This is a genomic window from Streptococcus mitis (genome assembly GCF_000960025.1).
GTDB lineage: Bacteria > Bacillota > Bacilli > Lactobacillales > Streptococcaceae > Streptococcus > Streptococcus mitis_DH.
Map to the genome: position 1 here is coordinate 946005 of NZ_JYGQ01000001.1, position 13902 is coordinate 959906.

The 13902-nt window shown below is 41.6% G+C and carries 14 protein-coding genes, 2 tRNA genes and 2 pseudogenes; 1 reads left to right on the forward strand and 17 read right to left on the reverse strand.

Going from position 1 to position 13902, the window contains the following annotated elements:
* Positions 1-3 precede the first annotated feature (3 nt).
* The 4 genes from TZ91_RS04800 to TZ91_RS04815 all read right to left on the reverse strand — a co-directional run bounded on the left by TZ91_RS04800 (position 4) and on the right by TZ91_RS04815 (position 5993).
* Positions 4-2307, reverse strand: a complete 2304-nt coding sequence (locus TZ91_RS04800) for a DNA translocase FtsK (RefSeq protein ID WP_080702873.1) — start codon at positions 2305-2307, stop codon at positions 4-6.
* 88 nt (positions 2308-2395) lie between these two features.
* Positions 2396-4348, reverse strand: a complete 1953-nt coding sequence (locus tag TZ91_RS04805) for a fructose-specific PTS transporter subunit EIIC (RefSeq protein WP_045597133.1) — start codon at positions 4346-4348, stop codon at positions 2396-2398.
* On the reverse strand, positions 4345-5256 hold the full coding sequence (gene pfkB, locus TZ91_RS04810; RefSeq protein ID WP_033687161.1) for a 1-phosphofructokinase: 912 nt from the start codon (positions 5254-5256) through the stop codon (positions 4345-4347). Before pfkB ends, TZ91_RS04805 begins: the two co-directional genes overlap by 4 nt.
* On the reverse strand, positions 5253-5993 hold the full coding sequence (locus TZ91_RS04815; RefSeq protein WP_000920651.1) for a DeoR/GlpR family DNA-binding transcription regulator: 741 nt from the start codon (positions 5991-5993) through the stop codon (positions 5253-5255). The genes pfkB and TZ91_RS04815 overlap by 4 nt, the downstream gene beginning before the upstream one ends.
* A 161-nt stretch (positions 5994-6154) precedes the next feature.
* Between TZ91_RS04815 and TZ91_RS04820 the strand changes: the two genes are divergently transcribed.
* A tRNA-Ser gene (locus TZ91_RS04820) sits at positions 6155-6242 on the forward strand.
* A gap of 115 nt (positions 6243-6357) precedes the next feature.
* On the opposite strand, the gene TZ91_RS04825 is transcribed toward TZ91_RS04820, so the two are convergent.
* From TZ91_RS04825 to TZ91_RS04880, 13 genes and pseudogenes are all read right to left on the reverse strand, one after another.
* Positions 6358-7281, reverse strand: a complete 924-nt coding sequence (locus tag TZ91_RS04825; protein ID WP_033687162.1) for a hypothetical protein — start codon at positions 7279-7281, stop codon at positions 6358-6360.
* 78 nt (positions 7282-7359) lie between these two features.
* Positions 7360-7447: transfer RNA gene (locus tag TZ91_RS04830), tRNA-Ser, on the reverse strand.
* A gap of 639 nt (positions 7448-8086) precedes the next feature.
* The gene (locus tag TZ91_RS04835) at positions 8087-9052 is read right to left on the reverse strand and encodes an N-acetylmuramoyl-L-alanine amidase family protein (protein ID WP_045597135.1); all 966 of its coding nucleotides are present in this window, start codon (positions 9050-9052) and stop codon (positions 8087-8089) included.
* 4 nt (positions 9053-9056) lie between these two features.
* On the reverse strand, positions 9057-9386 hold the full coding sequence (locus tag TZ91_RS04840) for a phage holin (RefSeq protein WP_033687699.1): 330 nt from the start codon (positions 9384-9386) through the stop codon (positions 9057-9059).
* Positions 9387-9404: 18 nt separating this feature from the next.
* On the reverse strand, positions 9405-10130 hold the full coding sequence (locus TZ91_RS04845; RefSeq protein ID WP_050492423.1) for a hypothetical protein: 726 nt from the start codon (positions 10128-10130) through the stop codon (positions 9405-9407).
* Positions 10131-10135: 5 nt separating this feature from the next.
* Positions 10136-10456, reverse strand: coding sequence for a hypothetical protein (locus tag TZ91_RS04850; RefSeq protein WP_033687701.1), 321 nt, complete (start codon positions 10454-10456; stop codon positions 10136-10138).
* A 6-nt stretch (positions 10457-10462) separates the two neighbouring features.
* Entirely contained in the window at positions 10463-10942 is a 480-nt protein-coding gene (locus TZ91_RS04855) for a hypothetical protein (RefSeq protein ID WP_033687702.1), read from the reverse strand.
* A 14-nt stretch (positions 10943-10956) separates the two neighbouring features.
* Complete coding sequence (locus tag TZ91_RS04860; RefSeq protein WP_000807223.1) at positions 10957-11235, reverse strand: DUF7365 family protein; 279 nt, start codon at positions 11233-11235, stop codon at positions 10957-10959.
* Positions 11236-11249: 14 nt separating this feature from the next.
* Complete coding sequence (locus TZ91_RS04865; RefSeq protein WP_045597140.1) at positions 11250-12008, reverse strand: hypothetical protein; 759 nt, start codon at positions 12006-12008, stop codon at positions 11250-11252.
* On the reverse strand, positions 12005-12211 hold the full coding sequence (locus tag TZ91_RS04870) for a hypothetical protein (RefSeq protein WP_033687705.1): 207 nt from the start codon (positions 12209-12211) through the stop codon (positions 12005-12007). Before TZ91_RS04870 ends, TZ91_RS04865 begins: the two co-directional genes overlap by 4 nt.
* 102 nt (positions 12212-12313) lie before the next feature.
* Positions 12314-12949: pseudogene (locus TZ91_RS10600) on the reverse strand (hypothetical protein); the annotation flags it as partial.
* Between the two features lie 138 nt (positions 12950-13087).
* Positions 13088-13465: pseudogene (locus tag TZ91_RS10605) on the reverse strand (gp58-like family protein); the annotation flags it as partial.
* A 3-nt stretch (positions 13466-13468) separates the two neighbouring features.
* Positions 13469-13894 (reverse strand): hypothetical protein, encoded by a 426-nt coding sequence (locus tag TZ91_RS04880; RefSeq protein WP_033687708.1) that lies wholly within the window; start codon positions 13892-13894, stop codon positions 13469-13471.
* Positions 13895-13902 lie beyond the last annotated feature (8 nt).

Sequence of the window (13902 nt, forward strand, 5' to 3'; positions counted from 1 at the left end):
TTTTTATTGTTGTAAAACTTTTCTTGGTTTGGTACCTTCAGCTGGACCAATGACACCTGCCATCTCAAGCTCTTCCATGAGACGGGTCGCACGGTTAAATCCAACTGACAAACGACGCTGAATCATAGATGCGCTAGCTTTCTGGGTTTCGATTACCAAAGCTTTGGCTTCTTCAAAGAGCGGATCTCCACCAGATTCACCATCTGAAAATTCTCCGTCATTTTCAGAAACCTCACCTGGATCAAAACTCTCATCGTAGTCCGCATCTGCCTGAGCCTTAATGAAGTTTACGATGCGCTCGACATCATCATCCGAGATAAAGGAGCCTTGGAGACGAACTGGATGATTTTCATCGATTGGTTTAAAGAGCATATCTCCTCGACCAAGCAGTTTCTCAGCTCCATTTTCATCCAAGATGGTGCGCGAGTCTGTACCTGATGATACCGCAAAAGCCGCTCGAGATGGGACATTGGCCTTGATCAGACCAGAGATGACATCAACGGATGGACGCTGGGTTGCAAGAATCATGTGGATACCTGCAGCACGCGCCTTCTGTCCGAGACGAATGATAGCATCTTCCACTTCCTTGCTGGCTACCATCATAAGGTCAGCCAACTCATCCACAATCACGACAATAAGCGGTAGCGGAATTTGCTTGTACTCAGACTGAGCATTAAACTCTTCTACCTTGGCATTAAAGCCTGCAATATTACGGACTCCTACCTTGGCAAAGAGTTCATAACGATTTTCCATTTCATCCACGACCTTTTGCAAAGCCTTGCTGGCCTTACGTGGATTGGTCACGACTGGAATCAAGAGGTGGGGAATATCATTGTAAACAGACAACTCAACCATCTTGGGATCTACCATCATAAATTTAACTTGATCGGGTCTCGCCTTCATAAGAATGCTAGCGATAATGCCGTTAACTGCTACTGACTTACCTGAACCCGTTGAACCGGCGACTAGCAAGTGGGGCATTTTAGAAAGGTCAAAAGCTCTTGCGGTGCCATTAACCGCCTTTCCTAGAGGAACTTCCAAGAGATTTTCTGCTTTTGTTTGAGATTGTTCCCATAGTTCGCGGAAGGATACAGTCGCAATCTCAGAGTTGGGTACTTCGATTCCGACCAGGGATTTCCCTGGGATAGGTGCTTCGATTCGAACATCCTTGGCTGCCAAGGCTAGAGCAAGGTCGTCTGCGAGATTAGAAATGCGGTTGACCCTTACACCCACTGCTGGCTTGACTTCATACTTGGTTACTGATGGTCCAATTTCAGCCCGTTCAACCGTTACCTTGATACCAAAGCTAGCAAAGGTTTCTTCTAGGATTTTGATATTTTCCCGAACGATTTTCTTCTCTTTAGACTGGTCTTTTGGTTTATCTGGGGCAAAGAGTTGTAAGCTTGGAAGTTTGTATTCAAGAGCCTCCTTGGCTGAAAAATCGACCTGAACATCTTCGTCATCAGAGCCATCTTCCTGTTCAGCGAATTCAAGTTCAGCTTGAGGCAGGATGATTTCTGGTTCTACCCACTCTTCTTCCGGAACAGGTGGAACGTCAAACTCAACATCTTCTGTCAGAATTTCACCCGTTTCCATATCAACAGGAGGCATATCAAGTAAGGCTTTTTCAGCCTCTTCTTTTTCTAATCTAGCCTCTTGCTCAGCCTTTTGACGAGCTTTTTCTTCCTGTTTGACAAAACGTTCCTCTTTTCGACGCTCATGCCCTTCCCGCCATTTAGCAAAGCCTCTACTGAAAAATTCAGCAATATCGTAAACAGACCAAGGACTGACTAGGAGAGCACCTGCTAAAATCAAGATAGAACCAATAAAGTAAGTACCGATATTTGAGAAGAGAAAGGCTGTTGGCACATAGAGTCCAACACCAATCAAGCCTCCACCAGCAAAACTGGTTGTTCGAAAACCAGTCAGATCAGTCACAACCTGAGCCATGGTCCCTTTTAATACCGACTTATCCAAACCATATTTCCAAACTAAGTAGGCCTCAAAAATCAAGAGCAAACCTGCAAATATGGTGAAAAAGCCAGATAGGAGCCCTTCCTGTTTTCGTATCCACTTGAAAAAGAAGAGGTAGAGCAGGATACCAAATATTGCCAGATAAGCTAGGCTACCCACCAGCAAGCGAATTAGATTGTAAAAGGTTATACCTGCAGCCCCTAATTTGAAGGCTGCGAAAATCAATAAAAGCGCGATTCCCAACGAAATCAACATTCGTTGAATCGCTTCTTTTCTTTCGAGTTCTGCTTTAGACGGTCTCCGTCTTGTTTTACTTGTATTCTTGTTTGCCATTCTTATATTATACCATATTTCACAGGCATTTCGGAAAGAGAAAAAGACTGCACCAAACGGTCCAATCTTTTTATTTTCTATCTAAGTTTTATGCTTGTGGTTTGCGTAGGTAACCATAGACCACACCACTTACGATTGCTCCTACCAAGACAGAAACGAGGTAAAGAAGAGCATTTGAAGTGAGCGCGATAACGAAGATTCCTCCATGTGGCGCCATGAGTTTGATACCAGTAAGACCAACGAGGCCTCCTGCTACTGCTGAACCAAGGATGAAGCTTGGGATAGCACGAGCTGGGTCAGCTGCACCAAACGGAATCGCTCCCTCAGTGATAAATGACAAGCCCATGATGATGTTTGTCAAACCAGAGTTGCGTTCTTCCTTAGTAAATTTGTCTTTAAAGAGAAGAGTGGCAACAAAGATTGCAAGTGGTGGCACCATTCCTCCAGCCATAACTGCTGCCATGGCTACAGAACCTCCTGAAGAAACAGTAGCTGCAAGCGTACCTGTACCAAAGACATAAGCCGCTTTGTTAACTGGTCCACCCATGTCAACAGCCATCATTCCACCAAGGACGATACCAAGAAGGACAGCTGAACCTCCTCCAAGACCGCCTAGGAAGTCATTCATAGCAGTGTTGATTGCTGCCATTGGGATGTTAACAGCTAGCATGACAAATCCAGTCAAGATTGTTCCAAGAAGTGGCAATAGAAGGATTGATTTTGCACCTTCAAGTGAACGAGGAACTTTAACGTATTTCTTAATAGCAAGAACCAAGGCACCTGCGATAAATCCACCAACAAGGGCACCTAGGAAACCAGATGAGACACCTGCAAGAGTTGAAGTTGCTTCACCACCTGCAGCATAAGGAATTTTACCAAAGGCAAAACCTTCTTTGGCAATAGCACCAGCCACGAAACCTGCTACCAAACCTGGTTTTTCAGCGATAGAGTAGGCAACATAACCTGCAAAGACTGGGAGCATCAAGCCAAAGGCTGCACCACCAATTTTCATGAACATAGAAGCTAACTCATGGTAAGAACCAAGATTGCCAAGGTTTTCATTTGGAACACCCAAAGCACCGTCAATCAAGAAGGCAAGGGCAATCATGATACCACCACCGATAACGAATGGTAACATTTGAGATACACCACTCATCAAGTGTTTGTAGAAGGCACCACCAAGGCTTTGTTTTTCGTTAGAGGCTGTTGCAGCTTTGGCTCCATTAGCAGCACGGTAGACTTCAGCATCTCCTGAAAGAGCCAAGTTAATCAATTCTTCTGTCTTACGGATACCGTCAGCAACCGGACGATTGATCAATGGTTTACCATCGAAACGATCCATTTCAACTGCCTTGTCTGCTGCGATGATAACAGCTTTAGCCTTACGAATGTCTTCCGCAGTTAGTTGGTTACCAACACCGCTAGCACCGTTGGTTTCGACCTTAATTCCAACACCCATTTCAGCAGCCACTTTTTGAAGGGCTTCTTGGGCCATGTAAGTGTGGGCGATACCTGTCGTACAAGCTGTAACAGCCACGATAAAGTCACCAGTTTCATTAGCAGGTACTTGAACAGGCTCTTCAGTTTTTTCTGAAGCTTGGTCAAAAAGTTCGATAACTTGGTCAGCTGATGTTACTTGACGAAGTTTATCAGCAAAGCCGTCTTTCATCAAGTATTGAGACAATTCTGCCAAGGCTGCCAAGTGGGTGTCATTGGCACCTTCTGGAGCTGCAATCATAAAGAAGAGGTCAGTTGCTTGTCCATCCAAGCTCTCGTAGTCAACACCCTTGTTTGACTTGGCAAAGAGAACTGTCGCTTCTTTGACAGCAACATTTTTGCTGTGAGGCATAGCGATTCCATCACCCAAACCTGTAGAAGTCAAAGCTTCACGCGCCAAAATACCTTCTTTAAATATTTCAAAATCTGTCACATAACCGTGGTCTGTCAAGCTTTTAATCATCTCGTCAATGACAGCTGTTTTTTCAGTTGCCTGCAAATCCAGCAACATGACATCTTTTCTCAATAGGTCTTGAATTTTCATCGTTTTTCTACCTCAACTTTTTCATATGTTTCTTTAATAAATTCTGCTGTTGCCAAGTCATCTGAGAAGGTGGTTGCCGTTCCGCAAGCCACTCCCCATTTGAAGGCTTCTACTGCATCTTTAGATTTGACAAATTCACCTGTGAATCCGGCAACCATAGAATCACCAGCACCAACTGAATTTTTGACTGTCCCTTTAATTGGTTGAGCAAAGTATGCTCCCTCAGATGTGACAAGAAGGGCACCGTCCCCAGCCATGGAGATAATGACGTTTTGAGCTCCTTTGACCAGTAACTGACGAGCATATTTTTCAATTTCATCTAAACTTTTGAGTTTAACCCCAAAAATCGCTCCAAGTTCATGATTGTTTGGTTTGACCAAAAGTGGCTGGTAGTCCAAACTATCAATCAAGGTCTGACCTTCAAAGTCACAAACCACTTGCGCACCCGTCTGACGTGTCAAGGCAATCAAATCCTTGTAGATAACATTTCCTAGGTTTTTAGCACTCGAGCCCGCAAACACAACCGTATCATCTGCTGTCAGACTAGATAAAATAGCTTTCAATTCTTCTAGCTGAGCTGGTTCGACATTTGGACCCGTTCCGTTGATTTCTGTTTCTTGGTCCGCTTTGATTTTAACATTGATACGAGTATCTTCTGCCACTTGGACAAAACATGTCTCGATTTCTTCCTCTGCAAGGGTATCTGTGATAAATTTACCAGTAAAGCCTCCGATAAATCCCGTCGCTGTATTTGGTATATCCAAACGTTTCAAGACACGGCTGACATTGATTCCTTTCCCACCAGCAAACTTATCATCACTGTCCATACGATTGACACTACCGACTTGGACTTGGTCCAAACGAACGATATAGTCAATGGATGGATTGAGTGTGACTGTATAAATCATACTTCTATTACCTCCGTTTTCTCCTTAATAGCCTGCAAGAGCTCATGCCCTTGACTTGTAATAACGATAGCGCGTTTGAGTGGTGCTACCTTGGCAAAGCAAGTTTGTCCAATTTTAGACGAATCCACCAAGACATAGGTCTGTTTGGCATTCTCCAAAATAGCACGCTTCACAGCTCCCTCTTCCATATCAGGAGTCGTATAATAACCATCGTCCACACCATTCATCCCGATAAAGGCACGGTCAAAGTGCAATTGGTTAATCTGGTTAAGAGCAACGCCCCCGATGCTAGCATCTGTCGCCATCTTGACACTTCCTCCAACCATGACAGTTGGAATCTGCTTTTCAACCAACTGTGCGGCATGGTGAATCGAATTTGTCACAACAGTAATATTCTTATTGACCAATTCATGGATCAAAAAAGCAGTTGTTGTTCCAGCATCAATAAAGATGACATCTTGTTCCTTGATGAGAGAGGCCGCCTTCTGAGCTAGCAACTTCTTCTCTTGAAGGTTTTTGACAGATTTTTCTTGAATGGTTTCTTCTTCCTGCAAGGAATGGGGCAATTCTGCTCCACCATGCACGCGACGAAGCTTGTTTTCCGCTTCCAACTCATCCAAATCTCTTCGAACCGTTGATTCTGACGTTTCTAGCAAACTAACTAATTTTTCTAGAGAAACTACATGATGTTGATTTAACTCCTCTAGAATCAGTTGCTTCCGCTCTGTTTTTAACACTGAATCACCTCCTGTTATCGTTTACACTATTCATTCTATCACACTTCCTTTCAAAGTCAAGCATTTTTTATCACTTTCTTTCAAAATCTATCATTTTTCTTATTTCCAGAATTTTTATTGCAAGATAAGAGCCTTTATGGTAGACTATTTGAGTAAGTATTGGAAGATTACTCAAGAGGCTTAAGAGGCCGTGTTGGAAACGCGGTAGGCGTGTAACAGCGTGCGTGGGTTCGAATCCCATGTCTTCCGTAGAAAAGAAAAATTATCTCTAGGATGCAACAAATGTTGTATCCTTTTTTGCTAATAAAACGAAATAAAGCAAGTAGCTATTATAAACTACTTGCTTTACTTTTTAAACTAATTATCAGATACTACTTTTATCTTTTTTACCTGAAGATTTATCTGTTGAGTTGCCTGTCGATTTATCACTAGACTTATCTTTGTCGTTAGTTTTGGAAACATTGCTTCTGACAACAGTCTCATAACCTTCTGTATTATCAATTAACTCCGTTGCTAGAGTACGATAATCCTCTTGAGAGATAAGCCAGTTGCCATCCTTATCTTTGGTTAATTTTATTTCAGTATCAAAATCTCCAGTAGTAAATGGTGTATACGCTAAGTTAGGGTCAACATCGTTATAGATAGTAAAATCATGCCTAAACAGATGCTCAAAAATCCAGTATGAAATTAATGTTTGGTATCGTTTAATATCAACATTTGATCCCGCAGTATTGTACTTACCTAAGTTGTCAATTCCTCCAATTAGAGTAGTTAAAACGTCTCTTGTTGAAGAAGCCAAGCCCTTAGAATGCAACTTTTTAGATGTAAAAGTTACAGTAGCTGAACTCCCTGATTCATCTAACTTAACATTCTTAATAGAGTAAGAACCAATCTCTTGGAACATTTTTCGTCTTACTTTTAAGAAACCAGTAATTGTTTCTTCTGGTGTTTCAATAGGGAAATCAGCATGCCATTGAACAGAATAGGTAGAGGCTGGTGTAAGACCATCATCTTTTACCTTTTCACTAGTTTGAACCGCAAATACTGCCTCAGTCCATTTTTCATAGGTTTCGCCGTAAATCTTTTTAAACTTAGCAATATCAGTAGTCAAAACTGCATCTAATAAAGTTTCAGCATCTTTTGTAACTTTTTCTTTGACTGATTCTTCTTTCTTATCAGTTTGTTCGGTTTTGTCAGAATTCGACCCTGACTGACTCGGAACTGAAGAACAAGCACCTAAGACAACTGCTGAGAGCGCTAAAATACCAAGCAACTTAACTTTTTTCATAATACACCTCTTTATAAAATTTACTCTTGGAAAAAGTCCCTAAGAGTGTTTCTTTAGAAAATCTCAAGATTATTCTAACGGAGAATGAGGGATTCGAACCCTCGCGCCAGTTACCCGACCTAACGATTTAGCAAACCGTCTTCTTCAACCTCTTGAGTAATTCTCCAAAAATAAAAATACTAGAACGATTGGATTTATCAAACCTAACATCACGAATAAACATCATTTTTTGTTTATTTAATTTTTAACCGCTTCCCCTTGTATTTTAAAGTAAATACTCTATCAACCAAGATAAAGTATCTAAGTCTATATTCAAAAATTTTTTAAACATCGTACTCAATTATACCCAATGTTCAAATTCAAGAATCATTTCAAAACTATGTTACATAGCCTCTTTTTCTGGATAATTGTTCTTTTTGAAAATCAAACACAACATTACAATAAACCCACAATATACAATCATTATATCATTCAGGGAGATAAAAATCTGTATATTTTTTAATTTGTTATGTCTAATTTTTGAACGTTAAGTTCATTTTTTTAGTTTTTATAAAGAACTTCAAAATAAAAAACGTTGATTTAACAACGTTTCACCAATTAATAATGGAGCCGGTGGGAGTCTCTAAGACATTATTAAATCAAGCCATATTTAATTTTATAACTCCTTTTATAACTCTTTAACAAAAAAGCGTTTATTCGATTTACATTTCTTGGATTTTAAATCCAACCTTTTTCAAAGCAAACAAAAAAACCGCAAGCCTGAGCCTGCGGTTTTGTGTAATCTATTTTGAAATTCTTTCTGTTTTTATTTTTCTTCTTTTGGTTTATCGACGACAGTGATAAGCCCGTCTGGTTCGGTTTTGAATGCTGGGTCTGTGTGAAGTTCACCGTTTGCCTTCAAGTAATACCAGCCGTCTCCCGATTTGATGAATTGTTTAGACAGCATATAACCATCTTTTTCTTCCATGAAATACCATGTTTCACGATATTTAACCCAGCCAGTAGCCATGCGACCATCTGACTTGAAGAAATACCATCGATGGTTGAGGAACATCCAACCTGTGACCATTGCGCCACGTTTATCAAGATAGAACCAATCTTTGCCATCATTAAACCAACGGTTTATTAGGCAGTATCCACGTTCATCGAAGTAGAACCACTCATTGTTGATTTTCTTCCAGCTGTTTTTTGGATAAGAGCCATCTGACTCCTCCCACCACCAGCCTGTTTCATTGCGTTTCCAGCCAGCTTCAGATAAGCCACCTTCGATGTCTTTCTTGAACTGCTCACGACTGATACCCCATTTGGCCAGATAAGGATACGGATCAACGTGGTCAGAATAGTTTCGTGGTTGATTGTATGTACAATATTGATGTGTCTTGATTCCTGCTAGGCTGTCAGAATCTAGTGTTTTCGGAATCCCTGCTTCATCAGCAAGGTTGCGCAATAGTTCAACATAGAGCTTGTAATCGCGCATGAACTCTTCCTTAGTAGCATGGCTTTCAATCAATTCTACTTGTCCGTAGCCTTCAACGTTCCAGCCACCTCCCACGTCGTAGGCTCCCATATCTGTGTACCAGGTTTGCATCACACGGCCGTTGCCGACAACGTGCGAGAAAAATCCTGAATCAACAGGACGACGCATATGGTAGTCTGCTTCATTTTGGGCTGTTGAGTTTGGATTACCAGTTGAATGAGCATGAATCTGACGATATGGTTGCTCTCCAACCTGTGGCAAATCAGTTCTTAGTCTGCTTGTATCAATATCCATTCTATTATCCTCTCCAAGCGTCATTCATCTGCTTCACGGCTGATTCTACAAACATTTCAAGCTCTCTATCAGTCATAGTGACATTGTACTTTTTAAGCTCTGAAATCATGTATACTTTAGCTTGCTCTAGCTTTTTATCGCCTTTGTAGCCTGTTTCAGTCGCTACCTGCTCTACTGCGTGTACTGCATTTTTAGCTAGGATTTCAGCGATTTTTACAGCTTTCTCTCCGCCTCTTTGCAAAAGATACTCTTTCACTGCTTTTACAATGTTTCCTACCGCTACTGCTAAAAATCCTGTAGCAAAAGCGATAATCAACTCATTAAATTGTGACATTGTTAAATTTCCTTTCTTTTATGGTAATTTTGTAGGCCATGCTTCTTGTGTTGGATATACAATCAAGCCTGAGTTGATTCCTTTCAGCATTTCGCTTGTGATACTATCTTTATTGATATCATTCAAAATCAACTTCACGATTCCATATGTTTGCTCAAACTTGAATAATCCTATGCTGTCTCCGCTTTTTGAATAAGCTGGCACTAGAAAGTTTCCTGAAGGCCTAAATCCTTGAGGAATAACACTTTCCCTTGCGTCAAATTGTTTAACAGGAACAAATCTAATTACTACATTTTCACCGTCTTGATAAAAATCACGGGCTTGACCATTTTTGAGTGAATCCAATGATACTGTTAAATCAGTGATAGAAGCACTTACGAAATAGTTTTCTCTTGCGAATCTAATTCTACTCCCTGTCAATAAATTAATATTGACACCCATACTTCCATACAAGACTTTCCAACCTGTATTTTTGCCTGGATTTCGTTCTTTGTAATAGTAGTAATCTCCTAAAGAGACACTTTTATTTATATAAGTGTCTCCTGGATTGGCTACTACTTTACCATCAGGAGTGCCAGCTCCTGATAGAGTTGTATAGGTATTTTGCTGAATCGGTAGCGTTACCCTATTACCCCCGACAATGCCGAGGGTATTGCCTGTTAAGGTCAGCCTTGGTTCAGGCTTTTGGTTCAGAGATTTAACATCCCGACCGACGGCTTGAGCAAATTCCTCTAAATTACTCATAGTAATCACGCTTTCGCTGCGTTATAGGTTGCTACCAGATCAAGATTAGCAAACTCGTCAATACGACGGCCAAGATCGGCCAGTTTTTGAACGACCGCTCCTTCAGTGCTACCGCTCAATTTAGCGATTTCCTCAGCAATTTCTTTAAGCGTATTGAGATTTTCAGGTACCCCATCACCTAAAAGGTCATTCTTAACTGCGGTTTTAGCCTGCTCAATAGCTTGCATTAAAGTAGCGTTGTCAATCTTCGTATCGATTAACTGCTTCAGCGCCTTGTTATCCGCTCCCAACGCTGAAGCAAATGCGATTAATTTACTTGTATCCATGATTTTTTACACCTTTCCAATATTGTAGTACATGAGTAAGTCAGGAAATTCCTGACTTACTGTACCATCACTGCCTACAGTTCTTCCTGCAAGCTGTTTTTTAACTTCTTCTGCGATATCCAACTCTTTTAGAGCATGGACTTCCTCTGTGACCAATTCTTTATCTGAAGCTACTATCTTGATATGCGTAGCCTTATCGCTTGGAAAAATATATCCGCCAGCGCTAATCTCTAACCGATATTTCCCAACAGGCAAGATAGCATCCAGATTAAAATTCACGCTTGAGTTTGTGACAGTCACCTTCTTCTTCCACTGGTGCTTGTCCATGGTCAGACTAACGACCGCCACCTCCCCTTCCAGAGAGGAGACGGCTCGATAGTCTTCGTCTAAAAGGACAAATCCAAAGGTAGAAGCTACATCACCCTGCTTGATGAGGTAACCGCCATCCACTTGTGCGAGATTGGTCGTATTGAGATTACAGACCATTCTGCGCCCCTTTCTTAGCTTTTGCTCTGAATCAACGTTTTCAACTCTCTGACATCTTCACCTAACGACTTAACTTGTTCTGCAAGAACTAAGATAGCCTTGTTCTGTTCGTCATGGTTATCTAGTCGTTTGTTTGCAGATCTTTTAAATTCGTTCAGATTCTCGATATCTTTCTCTAAAACCGTGAGACGATTCTCTTGTTTGGTCGCTCGGTCTTTCATTGAGAAATAAAGTCCGATGACAGGAATCAGAGAGAGGAAAATTTGGACAATTAAACGTTCAAATTCTGCCATAGTCACCTCCATTATTAGTTAGGTGTAACTGTTGTAGCAGAAGGTTCCGTTACTGTTGGAGTTACGGTAGCTGTCGTAGAAACTGCAGCAGCTGATGCGACAGTAGGCTCATTTGGTGCTTTCGGTGCACTAAACTTCCAAGTTGCTAGAACGCCATTCTGGTAAGGTGTTCCTTCAAGTTGAGTAAGGTTTTCTCCTTGGTAAGTAAACGACTGATTAGTTTGAATCAGAATGCGTTTACCTTCTCCGTTAATTTCAGCGTGACTTGGATCTTCAACCGCAAAGATTGCACCAGGCTCATAAACTTTACCGACTTCAGCAAGTGGGAATAGTTCAACCATTTCTTTATAGGTCGTACCATAAGAAACTTTCTCACCCATGATAGAATCTTGAGCCATCACTCGTACCACCTTATTAATGCGATTCGCAAGTGCCTCAAGATCATTTTGCTTCGCTTCTGCTTGCGTCAATTTTTCTTGAGTTTGTTCAAGATTTGCTTGAGCTTGAGCTACTTTCTGCTCAGCCTGTTCCAATTTAGCCAAAGTCTGCTCTAGTTTCGCTTGAGCAGTAACGATGGCATTTGTCGGATCAAGTTCTGTTCTAATAAAATCTAAAACGGCTTGAATCAAAACATCTTCATTATCATTCGTGCGATTGCCTGGCAATTCAACACGCTCATAGCTGTAGCGTCCAGGTTCTTCTTTCTCAATCGTAACAATCGTTACATTCTTTTCCCCTTTTAAAATAGGGCTTCCTGTTAATTTGTAAGTCATGCGTAATTTCCTTTCATTTTATCCTGAGTTTCTTCGAACAGTTCTTTAAGCGCTGGTTCATATTCCAGTACGGCTTTAAAAGCCTGCAATTCTGCCAAAGTCAGCGTATAACGTGCCTCTAAATGCGCACGATTCATTTCTCCTTCTGCCAAGCGGTTGACTAGCGACTCAGCTACTAGCTTGTCGATTGTGTGATTATCCATGTATGTTCTCCAATTCTAACTACTGCTAATTCCTAGATGGCTTTCAATTCTGTTCAAGCGTTTCTTGATTGCATCTATATCTGTATGTTTCCGGAAAGCGACTGATTCAAGTTCACTCCACCAAACAACCTTATTGACACCTCCAGCCGGGTTATAGCCATTACCGAAGATATTGCTATTTCCCATGTTGATGTTACCTGCAAATATAGGCGACTGAGTGAATTTAACTGTTCCGTAAAAATTCGTATTGCTCTCGCCTGTGAAATTGGTTTCGGCAGAAAAATGCGCATCGTTCTTACAATACATTTGCCCATCTGTGTCCACATGCCACGCTCTAGGCCCTGCTTGGTTCCAGTTGTTGCCCCAATTCGCCCAGAAAGCTGTTTGGGTTCCATAACCTTCTCCGTTCCCCATTCCAACTGCGAATTTATTCACGCCAGAAATCCAGCGACCGCCACCTTGGTCAAATTGTCCAAGCGTGAAGCCACCGATTTTACCTTGATAGGCTTCAAGGAATGTTGAACTAGATACGACAGATTCAATCTTAGTCGCAAAGATTTCCTTAGATGTCAGTTTGTCAATTAAGGCATCTCTAGCGGTCAGATTCTTGATTAAGGCATCATCTACGCTGATTTTATCGCCTGTGATAGCCCCAGCTTGGATATTTTCAGCAGTCACAGACCCAGCTGCTAACTTCCCAGCAGTTACCGCACCGTCAACAATCATGTCGGATTTCACTCTGACTTTCGGAGCGATAATGTCAACGCCTTTCGAACTGGTCGAAATGGTAGAGGCTAACTGCTCACCAGTCAAGGTAGTAGAGCCGATAGTCACACCTTCGGGCGTCACTTGTACTCTAGCACTGTTGGCAGCGTCTCGCACTTCCTGCCTGATTTCTTTAGCCGTCTGAGCAATGGCACTCTTAACATTCTTGTCAAAGAATTGAGTCAGCGCCCCTTGATTATTCTGCTGGATTTTTCCCCATAGAGTGCTGTTTGGGTCTCTTAGTTCCAGTTCGATAGAACGCATATCCTTGAAGAGACCTGACAGTGTGCGTTGTGTGACAGTAGGCTCCACGAAACTTGTAGGAAAATCCCCTTGCTCCAATTGGATATCCGTCAGCACCGTATCTCCCACACAACCCATGTGATGAAGCTTCAGCAGTTCATCTCGTGTACGTGGCTGAAATACCTTATAATACCGTCCATTATGCTCAAGAGCAGGCGAACGAACGTTTTGAATGGTAATATCCATATGCTAGCCTCCTCTTTTTCTGCCAAAAATATAGGTTTCGTTGTACTTATTGGAGATGAAATCCTGCACCTCATCCGTATTTTTAAAAATGACAAACAATTGGTAGTTGTATCGTCTTTGGTAACTTGTTGAATAGCCAGTATCTCGTTGACTTATTACTACCCCAACTTCAAAGATTTTGTTAGAATTTTGAAGTTTCACCACATTACAATCCTCTATTCCATCCAAACCATACGGACGACGTTCGGATATCCCTAAGTCGATGAAGGCTCTTTCTGTAGAGCCAAAACGCCAAAATGACCCAAAGCGATTTGAAGTGAATCTTAAAATTTCGTCAAACTGGATTGTGACTTTCTCCCAAACCAGCCTTGTACCGACATAACGCTGAATAACTTCATTGGACCCCACGTAAATTCCTTCTCGTGCCATATTACCTC

Coding starts and splice junctions, on each gene's coding strand:
- TZ91_RS04800 (WP_080702873.1), bottom strand. CDS start 2,307: ATGGCAAACAAGAATACAAGTAAAACAAGACGGAGACCGTCTAAAGCA.
- TZ91_RS04805 (WP_045597133.1), bottom strand. CDS start 4,348: ATGAAAATTCAAGACCTATTGAGAAAAGATGTCATGTTGCTGGATTTG.
- pfkB (WP_033687161.1), bottom strand. CDS start 5,256: ATGATTTATACAGTCACACTCAATCCATCCATTGACTATATCGTTCGT.
- TZ91_RS04825 (WP_033687162.1), bottom strand. CDS start 7,281: ATGAAAAAAGTTAAGTTGCTTGGTATTTTAGCGCTCTCAGCAGTTGTC.
- TZ91_RS04835 (WP_045597135.1), bottom strand. CDS start 9,052: ATGGATATTGATACAAGCAGACTAAGAACTGATTTGCCACAGGTTGGA.
- TZ91_RS04840 (WP_033687699.1), bottom strand. CDS start 9,386: ATGTCACAATTTAATGAGTTGATTATCGCTTTTGCTACAGGATTTTTA.
- TZ91_RS04845 (WP_050492423.1), bottom strand. CDS start 10,130: ATGAGTAATTTAGAGGAATTTGCTCAAGCCGTCGGTCGGGATGTTAAA.
- TZ91_RS04850 (WP_033687701.1), bottom strand. CDS start 10,456: ATGGATACAAGTAAATTAATCGCATTTGCTTCAGCGTTGGGAGCGGAT.
- TZ91_RS04855 (WP_033687702.1), bottom strand. CDS start 10,942: ATGGTCTGTAATCTCAATACGACCAATCTCGCACAAGTGGATGGCGGT.
- TZ91_RS04860 (WP_000807223.1), bottom strand. CDS start 11,235: ATGGCAGAATTTGAACGTTTAATTGTCCAAATTTTCCTCTCTCTGATT.
- TZ91_RS04865 (WP_045597140.1), bottom strand. CDS start 12,008: ATGACTTACAAATTAACAGGAAGCCCTATTTTAAAAGGGGAAAAGAAT.
- TZ91_RS04870 (WP_033687705.1), bottom strand. CDS start 12,211: ATGGATAATCACACAATCGACAAGCTAGTAGCTGAGTCGCTAGTCAAC.
- TZ91_RS04880 (WP_033687708.1), bottom strand. CDS start 13,894: ATGGCACGAGAAGGAATTTACGTGGGGTCCAATGAAGTTATTCAGCGT.